The 23,337-nt window shown below is 72.5% G+C and carries 21 protein-coding genes; 16 read left to right on the top strand and 5 right to left on the bottom strand.

Annotated features, from left to right (window positions below):
* Window positions 1-6 precede the first annotated feature (6 nt).
* Window positions 7-972: an ABC transporter substrate-binding protein gene (locus AB0411_RS34460; RefSeq protein WP_366421181.1), complete on the top strand. Its 966-nt coding sequence runs from the start codon at window positions 7-9 to the stop codon at window positions 970-972.
* Window positions 973-1,036: 64 nt separating this feature from the next.
* Window positions 1,037-2,374, top strand: coding sequence for a hypothetical protein (locus tag AB0411_RS34455; protein ID WP_366421180.1), 1,338 nt, complete (start codon window positions 1,037-1,039; stop codon window positions 2,372-2,374).
* A 186-nt stretch (window positions 2,375-2,560) separates the two neighbouring features.
* Here AB0411_RS34455 and AB0411_RS34450 read toward each other — a convergent pair whose 3' ends face one another.
* Complete coding sequence (locus AB0411_RS34450) at window positions 2,561-3,703, bottom strand: NADH-quinone oxidoreductase subunit D (RefSeq protein WP_366421179.1); 1,143 nt, start codon at window positions 3,701-3,703, stop codon at window positions 2,561-2,563.
* A gap of 53 nt (window positions 3,704-3,756) precedes the next feature.
* The gene (locus tag AB0411_RS34445) at window positions 3,757-4,851 is read right to left on the bottom strand and encodes an SAM-dependent methyltransferase (protein ID WP_366421178.1); all 1,095 of its coding nucleotides are present in this window, start codon (window positions 4,849-4,851) and stop codon (window positions 3,757-3,759) included.
* Between the two features lie 173 nt (window positions 4,852-5,024).
* Here AB0411_RS34445 and AB0411_RS34440 point away from each other — a divergent pair, with 173 nt between their 5' ends.
* On the top strand, window positions 5,025-6,233 hold the full coding sequence (locus AB0411_RS34440; protein ID WP_366421177.1) for a sensor histidine kinase: 1,209 nt from the start codon (window positions 5,025-5,027) through the stop codon (window positions 6,231-6,233).
* A 77-nt stretch (window positions 6,234-6,310) separates the two neighbouring features.
* On the top strand, window positions 6,311-6,994 hold the full coding sequence (locus AB0411_RS34435; protein ID WP_152104642.1) for a response regulator: 684 nt from the start codon (window positions 6,311-6,313) through the stop codon (window positions 6,992-6,994).
* 172 nt (window positions 6,995-7,166) lie between these two features.
* Here AB0411_RS34435 and AB0411_RS34430 read toward each other — a convergent pair whose 3' ends face one another.
* A complete protein-coding gene (locus AB0411_RS34430) occupies window positions 7,167-8,276 on the bottom strand; it encodes a DUF5937 family protein (RefSeq protein WP_366421176.1) in 1,110 nt (369 codons plus the stop codon).
* A 100-nt stretch (window positions 8,277-8,376) separates the two neighbouring features.
* Here AB0411_RS34430 and AB0411_RS34425 point away from each other — a divergent pair, with 100 nt between their 5' ends.
* Complete coding sequence (locus AB0411_RS34425) at window positions 8,377-8,778, top strand: hypothetical protein (protein ID WP_366421175.1); 402 nt, start codon at window positions 8,377-8,379, stop codon at window positions 8,776-8,778.
* 73 nt (window positions 8,779-8,851) lie between these two features.
* On the opposite strand, the gene AB0411_RS34420 is transcribed toward AB0411_RS34425, so the two are convergent.
* Window positions 8,852-10,081, bottom strand: coding sequence for a threonine aldolase family protein (locus tag AB0411_RS34420; protein ID WP_437044297.1), 1,230 nt, complete (start codon window positions 10,079-10,081; stop codon window positions 8,852-8,854).
* A gap of 216 nt (window positions 10,082-10,297) precedes the next feature.
* On the opposite strand from AB0411_RS34420, the gene AB0411_RS34415 reads away from it, so the two are divergent.
* The 10 genes from AB0411_RS34415 to AB0411_RS34370 all read left to right on the top strand — a co-directional run bounded on the left by AB0411_RS34415 (window position 10,298) and on the right by AB0411_RS34370 (window position 19,255).
* A complete protein-coding gene (locus tag AB0411_RS34415; protein WP_403146118.1) occupies window positions 10,298-11,380 on the top strand; it encodes a Rossmann-like and DUF2520 domain-containing protein in 1,083 nt (360 codons plus the stop codon).
* Window positions 11,381-11,472: 92 nt separating this feature from the next.
* On the top strand, window positions 11,473-12,756 hold the full coding sequence (gene panC, locus AB0411_RS34410; RefSeq protein WP_366421174.1) for a pantoate--beta-alanine ligase: 1,284 nt from the start codon (window positions 11,473-11,475) through the stop codon (window positions 12,754-12,756).
* Window positions 12,753-14,501 (top strand): L-aspartate oxidase, encoded by a 1,749-nt coding sequence (locus AB0411_RS34405; protein WP_366421173.1) that lies wholly within the window; start codon window positions 12,753-12,755, stop codon window positions 14,499-14,501. The genes panC and AB0411_RS34405 overlap by 4 nt, the downstream gene beginning before the upstream one ends.
* A gap of 132 nt (window positions 14,502-14,633) precedes the next feature.
* On the top strand, window positions 14,634-15,641 hold the full coding sequence (nadC, locus tag AB0411_RS34400; protein ID WP_366421172.1) for a carboxylating nicotinate-nucleotide diphosphorylase: 1,008 nt from the start codon (window positions 14,634-14,636) through the stop codon (window positions 15,639-15,641).
* 109 nt (window positions 15,642-15,750) lie between these two features.
* Window positions 15,751-16,548: a type III pantothenate kinase gene (locus AB0411_RS34395; RefSeq protein ID WP_086721871.1), complete on the top strand. Its 798-nt coding sequence runs from the start codon at window positions 15,751-15,753 to the stop codon at window positions 16,546-16,548.
* Window positions 16,549-16,739: 191 nt separating this feature from the next.
* Window positions 16,740-17,354: a hypothetical protein gene (locus tag AB0411_RS34390; protein WP_366421193.1), complete on the top strand. Its 615-nt coding sequence runs from the start codon at window positions 16,740-16,742 to the stop codon at window positions 17,352-17,354.
* 46 nt (window positions 17,355-17,400) lie between these two features.
* Window positions 17,401-17,580 carry a hypothetical protein gene (locus AB0411_RS34385; RefSeq protein ID WP_152104645.1) on the top strand — a complete coding sequence of 60 codons (180 nt, stop codon included), beginning with the start codon at window positions 17,401-17,403 and terminating at the stop codon, window positions 17,578-17,580.
* Window positions 17,581-17,752: 172 nt separating this feature from the next.
* Window positions 17,753-18,232, top strand: a complete 480-nt coding sequence (locus AB0411_RS34380; protein ID WP_403146122.1) for a BlaI/MecI/CopY family transcriptional regulator — start codon at window positions 17,753-17,755, stop codon at window positions 18,230-18,232.
* Window positions 18,233-18,241: 9 nt separating this feature from the next.
* Window positions 18,242-18,760 (top strand): amino-acid N-acetyltransferase, encoded by a 519-nt coding sequence (locus tag AB0411_RS34375; RefSeq protein WP_086720450.1) that lies wholly within the window; start codon window positions 18,242-18,244, stop codon window positions 18,758-18,760.
* A 156-nt stretch (window positions 18,761-18,916) separates the two neighbouring features.
* On the top strand, window positions 18,917-19,255 hold the full coding sequence (locus AB0411_RS34370) for a histone-like nucleoid-structuring protein Lsr2 (protein ID WP_086720451.1): 339 nt from the start codon (window positions 18,917-18,919) through the stop codon (window positions 19,253-19,255).
* On the opposite strand, the gene AB0411_RS34365 is transcribed toward AB0411_RS34370, so the two are convergent.
* Window positions 19,186-19,893, bottom strand: coding sequence for an SCO3374 family protein (locus AB0411_RS34365; RefSeq protein WP_366421170.1), 708 nt, complete (start codon window positions 19,891-19,893; stop codon window positions 19,186-19,188). The genes AB0411_RS34370 and AB0411_RS34365 overlap by 70 nt on opposite strands.
* A 498-nt stretch (window positions 19,894-20,391) precedes the next feature.
* On the opposite strand from AB0411_RS34365, the gene AB0411_RS34360 reads away from it, so the two are divergent.
* Window positions 20,392-22,917, top strand: a complete 2,526-nt coding sequence (locus AB0411_RS34360) for an ATP-dependent Clp protease ATP-binding subunit (protein WP_086720454.1) — start codon at window positions 20,392-20,394, stop codon at window positions 22,915-22,917.
* Window positions 22,918-23,337 lie beyond the last annotated feature (420 nt).

The raw sequence follows: 23,337 nt of genomic DNA, 5'->3' as shown, positions 1-23,337 counted from the left end.
GCATCCATGAGCAGCAAGTCGCGTGTGGCGCGTACCGCGGTGGCCGCGGGCGCAGTGATCACACTGGCGGCCGGACTGGCCGCGTGCGGTGGCCAGAGCCTGGAGGAGAAGGGCGGCGGCAACGGCAAGGGCACGGGCGACGAGATCGTCATCGGCTCGGCCGGTTTCACCGAGTCGAAGGTGCTCGCCGAGATCTATTCCAAGGTCCTGACGGATGCCGGTTACCGCACGCGGGTGCAGACCCTGGCCAATCGCGAGCTGTATGAACCTGCCCTGGAGAAGGGGCAGATCGATGTCGTTCCGGAATACGCCTCGACCCTCGCCGAATTCCTCAACGCGAAGAAGAACGGCAGCAAGGCGAAGCCCGTCGCCTCCAGTGACATCGGCAAGACGGTGACGGCGCTGAAGAAGCTCGCCGGGCCGCGCGGTCTCAAGGTGCTGGCGGCCGGCGGGGCGACGGACCAGAACGCGTTCGCGGTCACCAAGGAATTCGCCGCCGACCACGACCTGAAGACCCTCTCCGACCTCGGCGCATCGAAGCAGAAGGTCAAAATAGCGGCGGGTGAGGAGTGCGAGACCCGGGTGTTCTGCAAGCCCGGCCTGGAGAAGACCTACGGCATCGACATCACGGCGCTGGATCCCAAGGGCGTCGGGACCCCGCAGGCCAAGCAGGCGGTCAAGGACGGCAACGACCAACTGGTGCTCACCACGACCACGGACGCCACGCTCGGCAACTTCGGGCTGGTGCTCCTCAAGGACGACGAGAAGCTCCAGAACGCCGACAATGTGCTGCCCGTGGTGAATGCCAAAAGCGCAGGTGACAAGGAGATCGAGACCGCCCTCGGGAAGCTCACCCGGACGCTGACGACCGAAGATCTGATCACGTTGAACCGCAAGGTCGATGCCGAGCGGCTCAAGCCCGCGGATGTCGCGCAGGCTTATGTGGAGTCCAAGGGCCTGGTCAAGAAGTAACCACCGGGAAACGGATTGGTGTGCGGGGCCCCATAGGTCCCGCACGCACGGTAAGTTTCTGGCCATGCCACGAGGACGCCACCGCCATTCACCACCCCTCCACCGGCTGCTTCCTCCCGTGACGGTCGCCGGTGCGTCAATAGCCTGCGCCGCGGGCGCGTGGTTTGTCGGCGACGATCTGGTGCAACGGGTGCTCGCCGCGGGCGCGGCCGCCGCCGCCCTCACCGGCGCCGTCCTTCTGCGGACCTGGGACCGTACGGCCGGCCGACGGGTCGCCGAACTCGACCGCGCCCGGGTGCGCGACGAGTGGCGCACCGAGGAGCGGATCGCCGAGCTCGAAACGGATGTGGAGGAATCCCGCGAGCGCCGCGCCGCCCTGGAGGCCAAACTCCGCTCCAAGCGCGCCGAATTGGCCCGGCTGCGCAGCGAACACGCCGCGCTGCTGCGCCGATACGCGACCGCCGAGACCGAGCGGGCCAGCGCCCTGGAGGGCCGCCGGCTGCTCGCCATCGAGGCCGCCGCCCCGGCCAAGGCACTGCCGGCCGCCGCCACGCTTCCCCGGGCGCTCCACTTCGTCCGGGCGGGGGAGACGTCCGCCCCGGCCCGGCACGAGCCCGTCGCGCACGGAGACGGCCCGGCACGCACCACCGCCACCTACGCCGACGCCGACCGGGCGCTGCGCCAGCTGGCACGCAACGCCGCCCGGCAGCGCACCGCCCGGAAGGCCGCCCGCACGCCGCGGGACGGCGCCGGTACCGGGTCCGGAGCGGCCGCGGGCCGCGATGCCCGGGGCGGCCGGGGCGGTGAGGACGGCCGGGGGAACCCGCCGGCGGCAGCCGGGCAGCGCACGGGCGACGCAGCTGCCCGTACAGCCGCCGCCGGACCCGCGCTCCGTCCGGTCCCGGCCACCGCCGCCGCCTTCGCCCCGTCCCGCCCCGCCGCCGCCTCCCGCGCGCAGGGCGGCTTCGACTTCTTCGGCAATGCCACCGGCCCCGCCCCCCGGGAGCTGACCGCGCCGCTGGAGGACGATCTGGCGGATGTCGTCGGCGACGAGGCCCTCGCCGAACAGTCGGCCCGTGCGCGGGCGCGCACCGCCCGCGCGGCCCGTTCGGACGCCCGCCCCCAGCCGTCCGCTGAGCAGACCGACGCCGACGGCGGGCACGCGGAACCTGAGCGTGCGCAGGACAAGCCATCCGACGGCAAGCGGGCCGACGGCGAGCAGGCGGACGGCCGGCAGGCGGACGGCGAGCAGGCGGACGGCCGGCAGGCGGACGGCGAGCAGGCGGACGGCGAGCAGTCCGCCGGTGCGACGACCGCAGGTTCCGGCGAGGTCATCGACCTGACCGCGCACGACGAGACCGACCAGTTCGAGGTCGGCGCACTGCGCAGCGCCATCTCCTGAACCGGACCCCGCGACTGAGCGCGATCTGACAGCAGCCCGGCCCCGGAGCGTTCATCCGCTCCGGGGCCGGGCTGCGTCGGGTACGTCGCGCGGCTCCCGGCCGGCCGGGAGCCCCCGGCCTGTCCACAGGTGTGGACGAGGGGGCGGGAGAAGCCGCGCGTTGCGTCTGCTTGTCGCTGTCCCCGACTACTTGTCGATGTCCCCGACGACGAAGAACAGCGAGCCGAGAATGGCGACCATATCGGCGACCAGCGTGCCCGGCAGCAACTCCACCAGCGCCTGGATGTTGTTGAACGACGCCGAGCGCAGCTTGAGGCGGTAGGGCGTCTTGTCCCCCTTGGAGACGAGGTAGTAGCCGTTGATGCCGAGCGGATTCTCCGTCCAGGCGTACGTCGCGCCCTCCGGAGCCTTCAGGACCTTCGGCAGCCGCTGGTTGATCGGCCCCGGCGGCAGCTCCGCGATCCGGTCCATGCAGGCATCGGCGAGATCGAGCGCATTGTGGCTCTGCTCCAGCAGGCACTCGAAGCGCGCCAGGCAGTCGCCCTCCTCACGGGTGACGACCTTCAGCGTGGACTGCAGCTCCCCGTACGCGAGATACGGCTCGTCGCGCCGCAGATCGAAGTCCACGCCCGAGGCCCGCGCGATCGGCCCCGAGACGCCGTACCCGTGCACCGTCTCCGGCGCGAGCACCCCGACCCCGCGGGTACGGCCCCGGAAGATCTCGTTGCCCAGCACCAGATTGTCGAAGACGTCCATCCGGGACCGCACTTCCGCGACGGCCTGCCGGGCCCGGCCCAGCCAGCCCGCCGGCAGGTCCTCCTTGAGGCCGCCGACCCGGTTGAACATGTAGTGCATCCGGCCGCCGGAGATCTCCTCCATGACGGCCTGGAGCTCCTCCCGCTCACGGAAGGCGTGGAAGACGGGGGTGATGCCACCGAGCTCCAGGGGGTACGAGCCGAGGAACATCAGATGGTTCAGCACCCGGTTCAGCTCGGCCAGCAGCGTCCGCATCCACACGGCGCGCTCCGGCACCTCCATGCCGAGCATCCGCTCGACGGCCAGCACCACGCCCAGCTCGTTGGAGAACGCCGACAGCCAGTCGTGCCGGTTGGCGAGCATGATGATCTGCCGGTAGTCGCGCGCCTCGAAGAGCTTCTCGGCGCCACGGTGCATGTAGCCGATCACCGGCTCGGCGTGCTGGATGCGCTCGCCGTCCAGGACGAGGCGCAGCCGCAGCACGCCGTGCGTCGAGGGATGCTGCGGGCCGATGTTCAGCACCATGTCGGTGCTCTCCGCCGCGCCGCCGATGCCGACCGTCGTCTCCGTCATGGGAACAGTCTTGCAGCATGCCCGCGCGGCCCCCGCCCTGGCCCTCAGGGCCCTCAGGCGGCGCCCACCGCCCCGAGCAGGTCCGTACCCGCTTCGCCCACCGGCTCCAGCAGCCACCCGAAGCCGCCCAGGCCCGCCGGATCGGTCAGCTCCCCCGCGGCCCCCGCCGCACTCAGGGCCCGTACGTACCCGGAAGGGTCGGTGGCGGCCAGGGCGAGCGGCGGACGCCGGCCGTCCACCCCCAGGGCGCGCAGTGCCGCCCGCTGGGTCAGCCGCCGCGCCGACGGCCCGGCACAGGCGTCCAGCGCCACATGCGCCGTGATGTCGCAGCTCCCGTCCGGGACCGGGGTCACCTCCCGGCCGTCACGGAAGCCGGTGAGCGTGCCGAAGGGCGGCCGGTCGCCCCGCTCGTGCGCATAGTCGGCGGCGACCGCGAGCCCCGCGCGCAGCGTACGGACGGCCTGCGCCCAGGCCTCGTCCCGCGGCCGGCCGATCTCGGCGCGCAGGCCGGGAGAGCGGGCGGCGTCCGCGGCGGCAGAGCGGGACGCGGCGCCGCCGGCGGCGTCCGGGACCCGCTCCACGGCGGCGTCCGGGGCCGCAGCGGGGGACCACCACCGGCGCAGCCACTCCGCGTCCGCGCCGTCCACCGGCCCGCCCAGCCGCTCCGTGCCGTCGGCCCGTACGAGGACCCGGCGCGGCACCCCGTCCGCATCCGTCTCGACGACGTCCACCGGCACGTTGTCGAGCCACTCGTTCGCGAACAGCAGACCGGTGACCGACCCCGCAGCGGGCAGCTCGCCCCGCCACTCGATCCGCGGATCGAGGCCGGCCGGGCGCGCGGCGCGCTCGACCGCGCACGGGCGCAGCCGCGCCGCCACCTCACCGGGCAGCGCGGCCAGCACCCCGGTCAGCAGCTCCCCGCGCCCCGCGCCCACATCGACCAGCGCCAGCTCGTCCGGCCGGCCCAGAGCGGAGTCCACGCGGCACAGGAGGGTGGCCACGGCGCCCGCGTACAGGGGAGAGGCGTGCACGGAGGTACGGAAGTGACCGGCCGGGCCAGGGCCCCCGGGGCGCGTGTAGAAGCCGTCGCCCGGACCGTACAGCGCCCGCTCCGTGGCCTCGCGCCACCCGCACCACTCGTTCGTCACCCGCCCCACGGTACGGGCGGCCGCCGACCCGCGCGGACGGGGCGCCGCGCAGGCCGTCCCCCGTTCCGACACATTTGGCGCATGGAGTCTCCACCTTGGGGAGTAGGCCCCGCGCACAGGATCGCTCCTCCGGTTGACTCGTACACGTATTCACGGTGCCTACGCTGGGTTACGTGCAGCGCCTCTATGACTTCCTCCGCAGGCACCCGACGGGAGTGGACACCTTCTGGGCCGTCCTCCTGCTCGGGTTCGGCAGCCTGTGGGTCGTGGCCGACGCCGTCGGCGGCATCACACGGATCTTCGCCGCGATCTTCACCGTCGGCCTCTGCCTGGTCGTCGCGCTGCGCCGCAAGGCCCCCGTGCCCATGCTGCTGCTCACGGCGGCCATCGGCATCGGGCAGCTGATCTGCGGCATCCCCACCATGGCCGCCGACTTCGCCATGTTCGTGATCACCTACACCGTCGCATCCGCACCCGCCGTCCCCCGCTGGGCCTCCCGCTGCGCCCTGGCCGGCGCCCTCTTCGGGCCCGCCCTCTCCGCCGTCCGCTTCAGCGACACCTTCGGCAGCCGGACGATCTCGCAGAACGTGATCTTCACCGTGCTGCTCACCGTGCCCTTCGTCCTGGCCTGGGTGCTCGGCGACTCCATGCGCACCCGCCGCGCCTACTGGGCGCAACTGGAGGAGAGGGCCGCCCGGCTGGAGAAGGAGCGCGAGACACAGTCCCGGATCGCGGTCGCCGCCGAACGCGCCCGGATCGCCCGCGAACTGCACGATGTCGTCGCCCACAACGTCTCGGTCATGGTCGTCCAGGCCGACGGCGCCGCATACGTCCTCGACGCCGCGCCCGAGCAGACCCGGCAGGCACTGGAGACGATCTCCGGCACCGGACGCCAGGCGCTGGCCGAGATGCGCCGGCTGCTGGGCGTGCTGCGCACCGGCGAACAGCCCGAGGGCGGCGAATACGTCCCCCAGCCGGGCGTGGACCAGCTCGGCGACCTCATGGAGCAGGTGCGCGGCGCGGGACTGCCCGTCGACTACCAGGTGGAGGGCGACCCGCGGGAACTGCCCAGCAGCGTCGAACTCACCGCGTACCGCATCGTCCAGGAAGCGCTCACCAACACCCGCAAACACGGCGGCCCCGCCGTCGGTGCCACCGTCCGCCTCTCCTACAAGGACGACGACCTCGATCTGCTCATCGAGGACAACGGGCGCGGCGCCCAGCGCGAGCTCTACGAGGAGGGCGGGGCGGACGGCCTCGGCCACGGCCTGATCGGGATGCGCGAACGCGTCGGCATGGTCGGCGGCACCCTGGCCGCCGGACCACGGCCGGGCGGCGGCTTCCGGGTCAGCGCCGTCCTGCCGCTCAAACCGGCACGGTGAGCGGTGCGGTCCCCGAAGACCGGCCCGCCCCACCCCGTACGCTCGGCCCCCACTCCTGCACGAAAGGACCCCTCCCCATGACCATCCGCGTGATGCTCGTCGACGACCAGGTGCTGCTGCGCACCGGTTTCCGGATGGTGCTGGCCGCACAGCCCGACATGGAGGTCGTCGCGGAGGCGGGCAACGGCGTGGAAGCCCTCGACGTGCTGCGCACCACCCAGGTCGACGTGATCCTCATGGACGTACGGATGCCGCACCTCGACGGCGTCGAGGCCACCCGCCGGATCTGCGAGGGCGGGCAGAAGGAAGACGCCCCCAAGGTCCTCATCCTGACCACCTTCGACCTCGACGAATACGCCTTCTCCGCGCTGAAGGCCGGGGCCAGCGGCTTCATGCTCAAGGACGTACCGCCCGGCGAACTGCTGGCCGCCATCCGCGCGGTGGAGAGCGGCGACGCGGTCGTCGCCCCCTCCACCACCCGCAGGCTGCTCGACCGCTTCACGCCGATGCTGCCCGCCACCTCCGCCGAGCCGTCCCGGCCCGAACTGGAACGGCTGACGGAGCGCGAGCGGGAGGTACTGCTGCTGGTCGCCCAGGGCCTGTCGAACGGCGAGATCGCGGCACGGCTGGTGCTCTCGGAGGCCACCGTCAAAACCCATGTCGGCCGCATCCTCACCAAGTTGAGCCTCCGCGACCGGGTCCAGGCAGTGGTCCTCGCCTACGAGACGGGGCTGGTGCGGGCCGGGGGAGCGGGGGCGTAGCGGGACGGCGCGCCGCGGACGCGGTGGGGCGGCCGGGGAGGTCGAAGCGAGCGCGGGGGCGGGAGAGGGCGTGTAGGCCTCCGGCACAGGACGCCCTCGCCGTGGCACGCCTGCACCACCCCACGCCTGTACCGCTCCACGCCTGTACCGCTCCACGCACCGCCCCACGCCGTCAGCGCAGCACGCCTTCGAGGAAGTCGCTGCCCAGCCGGGCCACCACCTGAAGGTCCAGCTGGTGCAGCACATAGCGCCCGCGACGCCGCGTCTGGATCAGCCCGGCCTTCTTCAACAGGGCGACATGCCGCGACACCTCCGGCGACGTGATGCCGAACGCGGTCGCCAGCTCCCCCGTCGTATGCGGCCCCCGCGACAGCGTCCGGCACAACTGCATCCGCATCGGGTGGCCCAGCGCCTCCAACCGCTGGCGGACGAGTTCCAGGGCGGCCGGCGCCGGCAACTGCGGTCCGGCGACCGGGTACTGGAGCACGGGGCGCCAGCCCGGGGCGTGGCTGAACACCAGATGCGGCCAGCCGAACGACGTCGGCAGGAAGGTGACCCCCGGATCCCCGGGGCTCGCGAAGGCCGTCGTACGTCCCTGGGCCAGCTTGTCGACCAGGATGCGGGTGCCGCCGCTGCCGTCCTGCGCCTCCTCCAGGGACAGCGCCTTCGACGTCGCGGACAGCGTCTCGGCCAGGCCCTTGCGGCGCAGCAGCTCGGTCTTGTGCCGGGCGTCGGCCGCCAGATGGATGCCCTCCCGCCGCCAGATGTCCCCGAAGAACGCCTCCTCGCAGTCCTCCAGCAGGCGGCGCAGCCACACCCGCAGGCCGTCGGGGTCGGTGAGCATCCGGTCGGTGAAGGCCGCCTGCCGCGGACCGCGCGCGGCCGCCATCTCCCGTACCCGCGCCCGCTCGTCCGCATCGACGAGCGGCGAGGGCGTGGGGCGGGTGTACCGGGCCGAGCAGGTGATCTCGAACGCGGCCGCCACGAACCGCTCGTCGTCGATCTTGTCCAACTCGTCCAGCTCCTCGGCCAGCGTCGCCCCCGGACGGGCCGGCAGCAGGATGTCGGTACGCGACGACCGCCACAGGAAGTCCGCCTCGCACAACCGGTCGGCCAGGTCGGTCCTCAGCGCCGCGTTGGTCGCGGTGACCCAGCCGTGCAGCCCGGGATGGTGGCCCGGCTCGGAGAGCGCATGCAGCGCGGCGCCCAGCTCCGCCAGCGGCGAGGGGCAGAAGACGATGCGCTCCGGCGGCAGCCCGGTGATGTCGATGACGTTGGCCATGCGCCCATCATGCGCGAGCCCGCCACCTGCACGGACGTCGATTGACAGCTCCCGTCAATCGACGGGCCACGGGCCACGGGACCGCCCCACAGTGAGGCACATGAACGCCGCTCAGCAGCACCTCCTCGACAGCTACCGGGCCGCCCAGCGGGGCGAGCCGGCCCCGCCCGCGCCGGGCGTCCACACCGTCCGCACCGCCCGCGAGATCAAGCAGTGGCGCCGCTTCCTGGCCGTGGTCACGGACCCGGAGGAACGGGTTGCGGGGCGTGTGCGGCGGGGGGTGGGGGCGGGGGTGGCGGCTTTGCTCCGTCTTCCCCGCGGCCCCCTCCCCCCGCCCCACCCCGCCCCTCCCCAGGCCCCCGCCCCCGCCTCCGCCCAGCCCACCCCCACCTCCGCCCAAGCACCCGCGCCCGCGCCCGTCCCCACCCACCCCGACGGCACCCCGCGCCCCGACGGCACCCCGCACCCCGCCCCGAGGCTCCCCTCCGACGCGACGCCATAGGCCGCCCCGGGCCCGCGGTCCTCCCCTCCGCCGTCGGCCGAACGGCGGTCCGCCCCTGCCCGGGGCGCACAGATCACCCCCTGACGCGCCCCACGTACTCCACGAACTCCCCGACGGCCGCCCGCATCTCGTCCGCCGTCCAGTCCAGGGCGGCGGCGGTGACCGTCACCTCGGTCAGGGCCACCCCGGGCGGCCCGGCAGGGGTGGGCTCGAACCATTTCTGGAACAGCGCGGTCCGCGTCTCCTCCGCCTGGCGCACGGCGGCCTCGTCGAGCAGTTCGGGCGGGTGCGGAAGCCAGACCTGGAACTGATGGGTGTGCGGCACTTCCGGGTGCACCCGGAACCACGGGACGCCGGCCTCGGCCAGGCCCTCGCCCAGCGCCCGGGCCACCACCTTCGCCCGGGCCACATATTCCGGCAGCCGCGGAAGCTCACGGTCCAGGCCGATCAGGGCCGTCAGCGCGGCCGGCCACTGCTGGAACAGCTGGCCGCCGTACCGGTGCCGCCAGGTCCGCGCCTCCTCGATGAAGTCCTCGCTGCCCGCGAGCGCGGCGCCCGATATGCCGTCCAGCGACTTGTAGAAGGAGACATAGACACTGTCCGCGAGGGCCGCGATCTCCGGGAGCGTGCGGCCGAAGTGCGGGCCGGACTCCCACAGTCGCGCGCCGTCGAAGTGCACCACCGCATCACGGTCCCGCGCCGCTGCCACCACCGCCGTCAGCTCGTCCCACGACGGCAGTACGAAGCCGGCGTTCCGGAGCGGGAGTTCGAGCGCCAGGGCCCCGAACGGCTCCGCCAGGTCGTACACCTCCGACGCGGTCGGCAGGCGTGGAGCGTCCGTCGGATGCACCATGCGCAGCCCGCTGACCACTGCGAAGGCGTCGCGCTCGTGCACCTCCAGATGCGACAGGCGATGGCCGGCGACCGTGGCGTTGCCCGTACGCCCCGCCCAGCAGCGCAGCGCCACCTGCTGGGCCATCGTGCCGGTCGGGAAGAAGGCGGCGGCCTCGGTGCCCAGGATCTCGGCGGTCCGGCGTTCCAGCTCGCCGACCACGCCGTCGTCGTTGCCGTAGAAGTCGGGACGGTCGTCCAGGTCGTAGGAGGCCGGAGCGTCGGCCACCAAGCGGTCCAGCCGCTCGCGGATGGTCTCCAGGAACGCGTCTCTCGCCAGCATCCGTTCCGCGCCGCGGAGCGCGGCCCGCATCCGGGCCCGCGCGGCCGACGCGGCGTCCCCCTCGCCCGGGCCGCCGCCCGCGGCAGTGCTGCCCTCGTCCGTTTCCGTGCGCCGTTCGCTGTCCCGCATGCGCCCCCCTGGCTGCTGCTTCTCCCGCGCTCTCCGCGCGGCACCGCACCGAGCATGGCTCAGGCCCGCGCCGAGCCGCGACCCCTGTGGACAACTCTCGCGAGAGACCCCCGTCTCACCTTCCGTACAGCTCGGAAAGCCGCCGGAAACACTCGCGTAGCATGGCGAGGAATCGTCCGGTACCCCCCGCGGACTGGAACGGAAGGCCATCGCCGCGTGAATGCAATGCCACCCACCGAGGCCCAGGACCGCCCCGCCCGGCTGACCGTCGGAGTCGTCGGCGCGGGCCGTGTCGGGCCCGCTCTCGCCGCTTCGCTGCAGCTCGCGGGGCATCGCCCGGTTGCCGTGTCGGGCGTCTCCGACGCCTCCGTACGACGCGCCGCCGCACTGCTGCCCGACGTCCCGCTGGTCACCCCGGCCGAGGTGCTCGCCCGCGCCGACCTCGTCCTGCTGACCGTCCCCGACGACGCCCTCGCCGGCCTGGTGAGCGGCCTCGCCGAGACCGGCGCCGTGCGGCCCGGCCAGCTGCTGGTGCACACCTCGGGCCGGTTCGGAACCGCGGTGCTGGACCCGGCCACCCGCGCCGGCGCCCTGCCGCTCGCCCTGCATCCGGCCATGACCTTCACCGGCACCTCCGTGGACGTCCAGCGGCTGGCCGGCTGCTCGTTCGGGGTGACCTCGCCCGACGAGCTGCGGATGGCCGCCGAGGCGCTGGTCATCGAGATGGGCGGGGAACCCGAGTGGATCGCGGAATCGGCGCGTCCGCTCTACCACGCGGCACTCGCCATCGGCGCGAACCACCTGGTCACGCTCGTGGCCCAGTCGATGGACCTGCTGCGCGACGCGGGTGTGCAGGCCCCGGACCGGATGCTGGGACCGCTGCTCGGCGCCGCCCTGGACAACGCCCTGCGCTCCGGCGACGCGGCCCTGACCGGCCCGGTGGCACGGGGCGACGCCGGCACCGTCGCCGCCCATATCGCGGAGCTGCGCCGGCACGCGCCCCAGAGCGTCGCCGGGTACGTCGCCATGGCCCGGACGACCGCGGACCGGGCGCTGGACCACGGTCTGCTGAAGCCGGAACTGGCCGAGGACCTGCTCGAGGTGCTCGCGGACTCCGGCGACGGCCCGCGCCCAGGCTCCGCACCGAGCACCTCCGCTCCCGACGCCTCCGGCACGCCCGGCGAGGACCGGGCCGCCCCCGGCCCGGCCCCCGAAGCGGACGCCGAGGGTCCCGACCACGGCCCCGGCCCCGACGGCCCCGACGCCCCCGACCCCGGCCCCGAAGGAGGCGACCGATGACCTCCTCGCCGCAGAGCCCGGACCCGGCCGAGCCCACGGACGCGAGTCGCCCGGCCCGGCCCACGGACACGAGCAGCCGGACGGCCCCGCCCATGGACGCAAGCCCCCCGACGGCCCCGCCCGCGGACGCGCCCCACCCCACCCGCCTCGTCCACACCGCCGCCGCCCTGCGCGAGCTGCCCCGCCGGGCCGGGGCCCGTGCCGTCGTCATGACCATGGGCGCGCTCCACGAGGGCCACGCCACCTTGATCCGCGCCGCCCGCCGCCGGGTCGGTCCGCAGGGGCAGGTCGTCGTCACGGTCTTCGTCAACCCGCTGCAGTTCGGTGCCGGGGAGGACCTGGACCGCTATCCGCGCACCCTGGACGCGGATGTCGGGCTGGCCGCAGCGGCCGGCGCGGACGCGGTGTTCGCCCCGTCCGTCGACGAGGTCTACCCGGGCGGGGAGCCGCAGATCCGGATCGCCGCGGGCCCCATGGGGACCCTCCTGGAGGGCGCCAGCCGCCCCGGGCACTTCGACGGCGTCCTGACCGTCGTCGCCAAGCTGCTGCACCTGACCGCGCCGGACGTCGCCCTCTACGGGCAGAAGGACGCCCAGCAGCTCGCGGTGATCACGCGGATGGCCGCCGACCTCAACTTCCCCGTCGAGATCGTCGGTGTCCCCACGGTGCGCGAGGAGGACGGTCTGGCCCTGTCCAGCCGCAACCGCTACCTCTCGGCCCCGGAGCGGAGCACCGCGCTCGCGTTGTCGGCGGCGCTGTTCGCGGCCCGTGACCGGCTCGCCGCCGAGGAGGCGCTGCGCGCCCGCGCCGCCTCCGTGGGCCATGCGGCACAGCACCGCTCCGCGGCCCTGGCAGCCCTCGGCGAGGACCGGGCGGCCGCCGACGCACACGCGGTCGCCTACGCCGCCGCAGGGCCCCCGCACGGCCCCTGTGTGGCGCGGGCCGCGGCCCGCGCGGTCCTGGAGGACGCCGCCCGCCTCGACCCGCCGCTCACACTGGACTACCTGGCGCTGGTCGACCCGTCGGACTTCACCGAGATCCCGGACGCGTACGAGGGCGAGGCCATCCTCGCGGTCGCCGCGAAGGTCGGCACCACACGGCTGATCGACAACATCCGGCTCGTCTTCGGGGCCGGACGCCCCCAGCCGGCGACCGCCCACCAGGACAGCACCACGCCGCAGGACAGCACCACGCCGCAGGACAGCACCACGCCGCAGGATGGAACCACGGGGCAGGACGGGACCACGGCGCAGGACGGGACCACGGGGCAGCACGGCACCACCCCGCAGGACTCCCGCACCACGCCGGCCCCCACCCCCACCGCCCCCACCACACCCCCGACCACCCCCCAAGGCCCCCTCGGAGCGACCCGATGACCGCCACCGGAACAGGCACCGGCCCCGGCCCCGTATCAGGCACCGGCATACGCCTGAAGGCCCCAGCCCCCGGCTGGTCCATCGAAGCGGACGTCGTGGTGGTGGGCTCCGGGGTGGCCGGGCTGACCGCCGCGCTGCGCTGCGCCGCGGCCGGGCGCCGTACCGTCGTGGTCACCAAGGCCCGCCTGGACGACGGCTCCACACGCTGGGCCCAGGGCGGTATCGCGGCGGCTCTCGGCGACGGCGACACCCCGGAGCAGCACCTGGCCGACACGCTCGTGGCGGGCGCCGGGCTGTGCGACGAGGCGGCCGTGCGGACCCTGGTCACCGAGGGCCCGGACGCCGTGCACCGGCTGATCCGCTCCGGTGCCCGCTTCGACACCGCACCGGGCAGCGACGAGATAGCGCTCGCCCGTGAAGGCGGCCACCACCGCCGCCGGATCGCGCACGCCGGCGGCGACGCCACCGGGGCCGAGATCTCCCGCGCGCTCGTCGAGGCGGTCCGCGACGCCGGGCTGCGCACCATCGAGAACGCGCTCGTCCTCGACCTGCTCACCGACGCCGACGGCCGTACGTCCGGCGTCACCCTGCACGTCATGGGGGAGGGCCAGCACGACGGCGTCGGGGCCGTCCACGCCCCGGCGGTGGTGCTCGCCACCGGAGGCATGGGGCAGGTCTTCTCCGCGACCACCAACCCGGCGGTCTCCACCGGCGACGGGGTGGCGCTGGCGCTGCGCGCCGGCGCGGAGGTCTCCGACCTGGAATTCGTCCAATTCCACCCCACCGTCCTGTATTTGGGCCCGGAAGCGGAGGGCCAGCAGCCGCTGATCTCCGAGGCCGTACGGGGCGAGGGCGCACACCTCGTCGACGCCGACGGCACCCGCTTCATGGTCGGGCAGCACGAACTCGCCGAGCTGGCACCGCGCGACATCGTCGCCAAGGCGATCATGCGCCAGGCGCACGAACAGGGCGTCGAGCACATGTATCTGGACGGCCGGCACTTCGGCGCGCAGATGTGGGAGACCCGGTTCCCGACCATCCTGGCCGCCTGCCGCAGCCACGGCATCGACCCGGTCACCGAGCCGATACCGGTCGCCCCGGCCGCGCACTACGCCTCCGGCGGCGTACGCACCGACCTGCGCGGACGCACCACCGTCCCGGGTCTCTACGCCTGCGGCGAGGTCGCCTGCACCGGCGTCCACGGCGCCAACCGCCTCGCCTCCAACTCCCTCCTGGAGGGCCTGGTCTTCGCCGAGCGGATCGCCGCGGACCTCACCGAGGGCCCCGTGCCGGATCCCGCGCCGGATCCCGCCGGGGACCGCGCTCCGGCGTCCGCGCCGCGCACCACCCTCCCCCTCCTCGCCCCCGAGAGCCGTACCGCCGTGCAGCGGATCATGACCGCCGGGGCGGGCGTGCTGCGCAGCGCCGAGAGTCTCGCTGGGGCCGCCGCCGCACTGGACCGCATCCACCGCGAGGCGACGGAGCCGAGCGCCGGCACCGCCCACAAGTCCCCCGAGCCCGGTGTGGAGGCGTGGGAGGCGACCAACCTGCTGTGTGTCGCCAGGGTGCTGGTGGCCGCGGCACAGCGCCGCGCGGAGACCCGCGGCTGCCATTGGCGCGAGGACCACCCGGACCGCGACGATGCCTCCTGGCGCCGGCACTTCCGCATCACCCTGGACGCGGACCGCGCGCTGACCCTCCGTACGACGGCGACCGCCGACTTCCCGCCGACCACGGCCCCGTGACCACCGATGACCGCCCACCCCGCCCCTGACCACCGGCCCCCCGACGCGCACCGGCCCGCCGGCCCCAGCGCCCGCCGGGACAGCCCCGCGCAACCCCCCGCCCCCTTCCTCCCCGAAACCGGAGCCCAGCCCGTGAGCAGCACCCGCGACGACCTCCCCCTCCTCCAGATCGGCCGGCCCACCGGCGGCGGCTGCGGCGACGCCTGCGGCTGCGGCGGCGACGAGGGCGCGTACGAGCTCGACCCGCTGACCTGCGGTCTCGACCCCGACCTGGCAGCCCTCCTGGTGGCCGCCGGGCTCGACCCCGTACAGGTCGAGGACCTCGCGCACCTCGCCATCGAGGAGGACCTCGACCAGGGCGTGGACGTCACGACCGTGGCCACCGTCCCCGAGGACGCGGTCGCCACCGGCGACTTCACGGCCCGGCAGGCCGGTACGGTCGCCGGGCTGCGGATCGCCGAGGCGGTGCTGTCCATCGTGTGCACCGACGAGTTCGCGGTCGAGCGGCACGTCGAGGACGGCGACCGGGTCGCGGCCGGCACCCCGCTGCTGAGCGTCACCACCCGCACCCGCGACCTGCTCACCGCCGAGCGCAGCGCGCTGAACATCCTGGGCCGTCTGTCGGGCATCGCGACCGCCACCCGGGCCTGGGCCGACGCGCTCGAAGGGACGAAGACCAAGGTCCGCGACACCCGTAAGACGACGCCGGGGCTGCGCGCCCTGGAGAAGTTCGCGGTGCGCTGCGGCGGCGGCGTCAACCACCGGATGTCGCTGTCGGACGCGGCGCTGATCAAGGACAACCACGTGGTCGCGGCGGGCGGCGTCGCCGAGGCGTTCACGGCCGTACGGTCCGAGTTCCCCGGGGTGCCGATCGAGGTGGAGGTCGACCGGATCGACCAGATCCCGCCGATCCTCGCCGAGGGCGCCGACCTGATCCTGCTGGACAACCTCACCCCGGAGCAGACCCGCGAGGCCGTGGAGCTGGTCGCCGGGCGCGCCATGCTGGAGTCGTCGGGCCGGCTGACCCTGGACAACGCCCGCACCTACGCCGAGACCGGCGTCGATTACCTCGCGGTGGGTGCCCTCACGCACTCCTCCCCGGTCCTCGACATCGGCCTCGACCTGCGCGAGGACGGCTGACCGTCATGCTCGCGACCATCGACGCAGGAAACCCCCGCCCGCCCGTCGCCCCGCCCGCCACCGCGGGCGGGCCGTTCGGGCGTGATGTGACCCGGAGGCGGTGCGGAGCATGCTGCTGACCATCGACGTGGGGAACACCCACACCGTTCTCGGCCTGTTCGACGGCGAGGAGATCGTCGAGCACTGGCGGATCTCCACCGACGCCCGGCGCACCGCCGACGAGCTCGCCGTCCTCCTGCAGGGCCTGATGGGCATGCACCCGCTGCTCGGCGACGACCTGGGCGACGGCATCGAGGGCATCTCCATCTGCTCCACGGTCCCCTCCGTCCTGCACGAGCTGCGCGAGGTGACCCGCCGCTACTACGGCGACGTGCCCGCGGTCCTGGTGGAGCCGGGCGTCAAGACGGGGGTGCCGATCCTCATGGACAACCCCAAGGAGGTCGGCGCCGACCGGATCATCAACGCCCTGGCGGCCGTCGAGCTCTACGGCGGCCCCGCGGTGGTCGTCGACTTCGGCACGGCCACCACCTTCGACGCGGTCAGCGCGCGCGGCGAGTACGTCGGCGGCGTGATCGCCCCGGGCATCGAGATCTCCGTGGACGCGCTGGGCGTCAAGGGCGCCCAGCTCCGCAAGATCGAACTGGCCCGGCCGCGCAGCGTCATCGGCAAGAACACCGTGGAGGCCATGCAGTCCGGCATCCTCTACGGCTTCACGGGCCAGGTCGACGGCGTGGTGCAGCGGATGGCGCGCGAGCTGGCCGAGGACCCGGACGAGGTGACCGTGATCGCCACCGGCGGGCTGGCGCCGATGGTGCTCGGCGAATCGTCGGTGATCGACTCGCACGAGCCCTGGCTCACCCTCATCGGGCTGCGGCTGGTCTACGAGCGGAACATCGCCCGGTCGTAGCGGAGCGCCGGGCGGGGTGCGGCCGAGCGGTCCGCGCCGTCGCGGCGCAATCCCGGCCCGGGAGCCCTTTCCGGCGCCGGATGTGCGGTGGTGCGGCTCGCTGCCGCGCCACCGTTCACGAATTAAGCGGCTTTTGTCGAAAACGGTCGTAAAGTCGCCACATGCCAATGCCAAACGGAACCCGCGGCGGCATGGCGTTCAGCGCCGATGAGTTGCGTGTGCTCCGTCGCGCCCTCGCCCATGCCCTGCAGACAACGCCCCACCCCGCCCCGCTCGGCGCCCCCGGGCCCGAGCGGTCGCAGGACATCCAGGAATATCTCCGGCTGGCCGAGGCGGTCGACGAGGCGGTCCGCGAAGGCGGCCGGCTGCGCGCCTTCCTGCTCGCCGACCTCGCCCGCTACCGCGAAGCCCTGCCCGGCTCGGCCGCCGGCTACCTCGCGCAGCTGACCGAGGCGCTCTCGGCCGGGCACGTCCCCGGCCCCGACGACCTCGCCGCCCTGCGCTCCCTGACCGCGCGGCCCGCCGGCCGGGCCGAGCGCGAACGCCGCAGCGCCCTGCTGCGGCACTGCGAGCAACTGGCCGAACAGTCCGTACGGACCCGGCTGCGCGCGCTCCCGGGCGGCCGCTCGGCGGCCCGCGACGGGCGGGAACCGGAGCCCGAGCGGAAGCCCGAACCGGAGCGCAAGCCCCAGCCCGCGCCCTCGCCCCCCAAGACGCCGCGCAGGGACCGGCCGATCCCCACCCCCGGCGAGGTGTTCCCGCCCCGCCGCCGCCCCGCCCCGCCCCCCGAGAGCCGCACCGCCTGAGCGCTGCGTACTCTGGAATCTCCCCGCCCAAAGGAGGCCGAACGCCATGGATTACGTCGCAGCGCTGCTCCCGCCGGTAGTGATGGCCGTGGCCTTCACCGCCCTGATCGTGACGATCGTCAAGAGCCAGGGCGGGGCGAACAAGGCCAAGGAGGACGCCGCAGTGGACGCCGCGCTCTCGCGCACCGAATCCACCGGCCAGGAGGCCACGGCGCACGGCGCCTGAGCCGCCCGCCGCCCGCCGGGCGGCCCGCGCGCACCGTACGGCCCCGGAGGCTCCCTCCCGGGCCGTACCGCCTTTTTCCGGCCCAAACGCCACGAGATCAACGGGCATACGCGACATCTCCCACTATTGTTCTTGTGTGCCGAGACGCTTGGGTGATCTGGAAGACGCGGTCATGACGCGTGTCTGGGAGTGGAACCGCCCGGTCACCGTCCGAGAAGTCCTGGAAGATCTGCAGAAGGAACGGTCGATCGCCTACACCACGGTCATGACCGTATTGGACAACCTGCACCAGAAGGGCTGGGTGCGCCGCGAAGCGGAAGGCCGCGCCTATCGATACGAGGCGGTCTCCACCCGCGCCGCCTACGCGGCCGCACTCATGAACGAAGCATGGTCCGCCAGCGACAACCCCGCGGCCGCCCTCGTGGCCTTCTTCGGCATGATGTCGCCGGAACAACGGCACGCCCTGCGCGACGCCGTACGGATGGTGCAGGTCGACGAACCGGCGGACGGCACGGAACAACAGGCACCACGGCCCGCACCGGCCGCTCCCGCACAAGAAGGCGGAGCACCCGCGGCAGCGGAAGGCGCCGGGGACGCCGGGCCGGCCGGAGGGGATGAACCCGGGGCGGATGCCACCGGCAACGGGCGATAGCGTCCCGGCATGCCTCCGCATTCAAAAGGCCTCACCGTCCGCCGCGCCAGAACCGCCGATGTACCGGCCGTACGCCGCCTCATCGACTCCTACTCGCGCGACGGGATCCTGCTCGACAAAGCCACCGTCACGCTTTACGAGGACATCCAGGAGTTCTGGGTGGCCGAGCGGGACGAAGACGCCGAGGTCGTCGGCTGCGGAGCACTCCACGTCATGTGGGAAGACCTCGCCGAGGTACGCACCCTGGCCGTGGATCCGCGCCTGAAGGGATCGGGCGTCGGCCACCAAGTCCTGGAGAAGCTGCTGCGCACTGCCAGCTGGCTCGGAGTGCGGCGCATTTTCTGTCTCACCTTCGAAGTCGACTTCTTCACCAAGCACGGCTTCGTGGAGATCGGCGAAGCTCCGGTAGACGGTGATGTCTACAGTGAGCTGCTGCGTTCCTATGACGAGGGCGTTGCGGAGTTCCTGGGCCTCGAACGAGTGAAGCCCAACACCCTGGGTAACAGCCGGATGCTTCTGCACCTGTGATGAGTGTTCTATGTCCGAATCGCTCCCCTATCTCATGGCTACGGAAGCATGCGTTCCCCGGTCTGCGGGCAAGTGAACCCTACCCAAGGGTTTGTGTTTTTCCCGGAAAAGCGGTTTGCTTTCCGTCGTAATCCGCATTCGATGAAAGGGAAACCGGTGGCACAGAAGGTTCAGGTTCTTCTTGTCGACGACCTCAACGGTGGCGAGGCGGACGAGACGGTGACGTTCGCTCTCGACGGCAAGTCCTACGAGATCGACCTCTCCGAGGGCAACGCGCAGAAGCTGCGCGACTCGCTTGCCGACTTCGTGAAGGCGGGTCGCCGCACCGGTGGCCGCGCTTCTTCGGGCCGCGGCAAGTCGCGTGGTGCGGCTTCCGGCGGCAGCCAGGACACTGCGAAGATCCGCGCCTGGGCGAAGGAGAACGGCTACAACGTCAATGACCGCGGCCGCGTCCCCGCCGACATTCGCGAGGCATTCGAGAAGGCCAACGGCTGATCTCCGTACGCGCGGTCCGATTGGTCATTACGAGCACGCCGCAACCGGGCACGGTGGCACTCCGTCGCCGCCGCGCTCACGAGCCGTACGAGGTCGGGGGCGCCCCCAACGTCCCCGATTCCTGTCCCGAACCCCGTGGTGGGCAGGGAATTCCCCGCCTCGTACCCGGGCCGGGGAGGCCGCACCCATCCCGCGGCCTCCCACGAGCCGAATCCGTATGACAGTGCCGGGCCGCCCGGGAACGCCGGAGCGGGCATACGGTCTCCGGCCCCCCGCGCCGTGAGATCCACCGCCAGTGCGCCCCACTCCAGCCATTCCAGGATTCCCGGAAGTTCTTCCGCACCCCCGGCCGCGATGAGCATGAGCAATTTCGGCCGATCAGCCGGGTGTTTCCCGCCGCTTCCGGCCCGGACCAGTGCCACGGGGCCGGTGCGCGGCAGCCGCCGCAATACGGCATCCCCCGCATCGGCCGGCATCTCCAGGACGTCGAAAGACAGCCCCGTCAGCAGCTCCACCGGCCCCGTGGCGGTGGTGGGCCAGCCCAGCTCCTCCTCGTACCGGCGGCGAAGCGCGGCGAGGGGAGCGGGAGGCGTGAGGGGGACGAAGGGGCTGCGGGGGCGCGGAAGCACGCGGGCCATGCCCCGTGCAACTCCCGACGATCCCGGAAGTTACGCTGAGTGGAAGTGTCAATACGCACCGTGCCCGCGCAAGAGGGCGCGAGGGGCTTTCGGTGGCGTGCGGATGTTCGCCCGTAGCGGATGGAAGGGCCCTGCGCCGCATGGAGTGTCAGTGCCGGCGGGTAAGACAGTGTCAGTGGGAAGAGACGGTGTGACCGGCGCCCGAGGCGCCTCCGCCGGGCCGAGGGCCGGCGGCGGACGGCGTGTCGGTGCAGGGCGCGTTCGCCATGGGCGTAGTGGCAGTGGGCGTATATACCTGGCCTGCGGGAACATCGTCTCGCACCATCGAGTTGGAGCAGATGTCAGCTGTTCGGCAGTAAATTTCCCCGCCGGAGCGGGGGTGATCCGGACGGGTGTCGGCAGTTGGAATGAGCTGTCCCGCCCCGCGGGACTAGCATGCGGAAGGACAGGGAGGGGACCGACCCCTAACTGCCTGACCGCTCTGAGGAGCGATTAACGATGTTCGAGAGGTTCACCGACCGTGCGCGGCGGGTTGTCGTCCTGGCTCAGGAAGAAGCCCGGATGCTCAACCACAACTACATCGGCACCGAGCACATCCTCCTGGGCCTGATCCATGAGGGTGAGGGTGTCGCCGCTAAGGCCCTGGAGAGCCTCGGGATTTCGCTCGAGGCGGTCCGCCAGCAGGTGGAGGAGATCATCGGCCAGGGCCAGCAGGCCCCGTCCGGGCACATCCCCTTCACCCCCCGTGCCAAGAAGGTCCTGGAGCTCTCGCTCCGCGAGGCCCTCCAGCTCGGCCACAACTACATCGGTACGGAGCACATCCTGCTCGGCCTGATCCGCGAGGGCGAGGGCGTCGCCGCCCAGGTCCTGGTGAAGCTGGGCGCCGATCTGAACCGGGTGCGGCAGCAGGTCATCCAGCTGCTCTCCGGCTACCAGGGCAAGGAGGCCGCCACCGCCGGCGGCCCCGCCGAGGGCACCCCCTCGACCTCCCTCGTCCTGGACCAGTTCGGCCGCAACCTGACGCAGGCCGCCCGCGAGACCAAGCTCGACCCGGTGATCGGGCGCGAGAAGGAAATCGAGCGGGTCATGCAGGTGCTCTCCCGCCGTACCAAGAACAACCCGGTCCTCATCGGCGAGCCCGGCGTCGGCAAGACGGCGGTCGTCGAGGGCCTGGCGCAGGCCATCGTCAAGGGCGAGGTGCCCGAGACCCTCAAGGACAAGCACCTCTACACCCTCGACCTCGGTGCCCTGGTCGCCGGCTCCCGCTACCGCGGTGACTTCGAGGAGCGCCTGAAGAAGGTCCTCAAGGAGATCCGCACCCGCGGCGACATCATCCTGTTCATCGACGAGCTCCACACCCTGGTGGGTGCGGGCGCCGCCGAGGGCGCGATCGACGCCGCGAGCATCCTCAAGCCCATGCTGGCGCGAGGCGAGCTGCAGACCATCGGCGCCACCACGCTCGACGAGTACCGCAAGCACCTGGAGAAGGACGCGGCCCTGGAGCGCCGCTTCCAGCCGATCCAGGTCGCCGAGCCGTCGCTCCCGCACACCATCGAGATCCTCAAGGGTCTGCGGGACCGCTACGAAGCGCACCACCGCGTGTCCATCACGGACTCCGCGCTGGTCGCGGCGGCCACCCTCGCCGACCGCTACATCTCCGACCGCTTCCTGCCGGACAAGGCGATCGACCTGATCGACGAGGCCGGCTCCCGGATGCGGATCCGCCGCATGACCGCACCGCCGGACCTGCGCGAATTCGACGAGAAGATCGCCGATGTGCGCCGGGAGAAGGAGTCCGCGATCGACTCGCAGGACTTCGAGATGGCCGCGGGCCTGCGCGACAAGGAGAAGCAGCTCCTGGCCGCCAAGGCGAAGCGGGAGAAGGAGTGGAAGGCCGGCGACATGGACGTCGTCGCCGAGGTGGACGAGGAGCTGATCGCCGAGGTCCTGGCCACGGCCACCGGCATCCCGGTCTTCAAGCTCACCGAGGAGGAGTCCTCGCGGCTGCTGCGCATGGAGGACGAGCTCCACAAGCGCGTCATCGGCCAGAAGGACGCCATCAAGGCGCTCTCCCAGGCCATCCGCCGTACCCGTGCCGGCCTGAAGGACCCCAAGCGTCCCGGCGGCTCGTTCATCTTCGCCGGCCCGTCCGGTGTCGGTAAGACCGAGCTGTCCAAGACGCTGGCGGAGTTCCTCTTCGGCGACGAGGACGCGCTGATCTCCCTCGACATGTCGGAGTTCAGCGAGAAGCACACCGTCTCCCGGCTGTTCGGTTCGCCCCCCGGCTACGTCGGCTACGAAGAGGGCGGCCAGCTCACCGAGAAGGTGCGCCGCAAGCCGTTCTCCGTCGTGCTCTTCGACGAGGTCGAGAAGGCCCACCCGGACATCTTCAACTCGCTGCTGCAGATCCTGGAGGACGGTCGCCTGACCGACTCCCAGGGCCGGGTCGTGGACTTCAAGAACACGGTCATCATCATGACGACCAACCTCGGCACCCGGGACATCTCCAAGGGCTTCAACCTGGGCTTCGCGGCCCAGGGCGACACCAAGTCCAGCTACGAGCGGATGAAGAACAAGGTCAACGAAGAGCTCAAGCAGCACTTCCGCCCCGAGTTCCTCAACCGTGTGGACGACACGGTCGTCTTCCACCAGCTCACCGAGGAAGACATCATCCAGATCGTCGACCTCATGATCGCCAAGGTGGACGAGCGGCTCAAGGACCGCGACATGGGCATCGAGCTCAGCGGCGAGGCCAAGTCGCTGCTGGCCAAGCGCGGGTACGACCCGGTGCTCGGCGCCCGTCCGCTGCGCCGCACGATCCAGCGCGAGATCGAGGACGCCCTCTCGGAGAAGATCCTCTTCAGCGAGCTGCGTCCGGGCCACATCGTGGTCGTCGATGTCGAGGGCGAGGGTGACACCGCCAAGTTCACCTTCCGCGGCGAGGAGAAGTCGGCACTGCCCGACGCCCCGCCGATCGAGTCCGCCACCGGCGGCTCGGGCCCGAACCTGAGCAAGGACGCCTGACGGCACCGCGTATATCGCACATACGGCACTGCCCCGGAATCGTTTCTCACGGTTCCGGGGCAGTTCCGTATGCGGCAGAGAAATTCAGCTCCGAAATTGCTAGGTCATTTTCGGCCGTTTCTGGACAACGCCACCGATGCCCGGCCGCTCCCTCTGCCCGATGCTCATTCCGCCGGCAACACCGCACCCCGCGGAATACGCCGGCGGCACACCGGCGCGTCCGGAGCACGTCCAGTTCCGGAAAGGCCGGCAGCCACTCCGGGGAAACCCCGAGAACCCCGGGGCCGTAAGCGAACCGCCCTCGGGCGCACGTCTCGGCGGGGAAGACGCCCGTTTCGAGCACGGCCGGAAGTAATTGCCCGGCGATCAGCAGATGCGGGCGGGTGCCCGTCGGCCGCGCACGTGCCGGGGCGGTCCGAC

It is taken from the genome of Streptomyces angustmyceticus (assembly GCF_040701845.1).
Taxonomy (GTDB): domain Bacteria; phylum Actinomycetota; class Actinomycetes; order Streptomycetales; family Streptomycetaceae; genus Streptomyces; species Streptomyces angustmyceticus_A.
The sequence above is the reverse complement of the archived record's forward strand: the minus strand, read 5'-3'. Positions and strand labels throughout refer to the sequence as shown.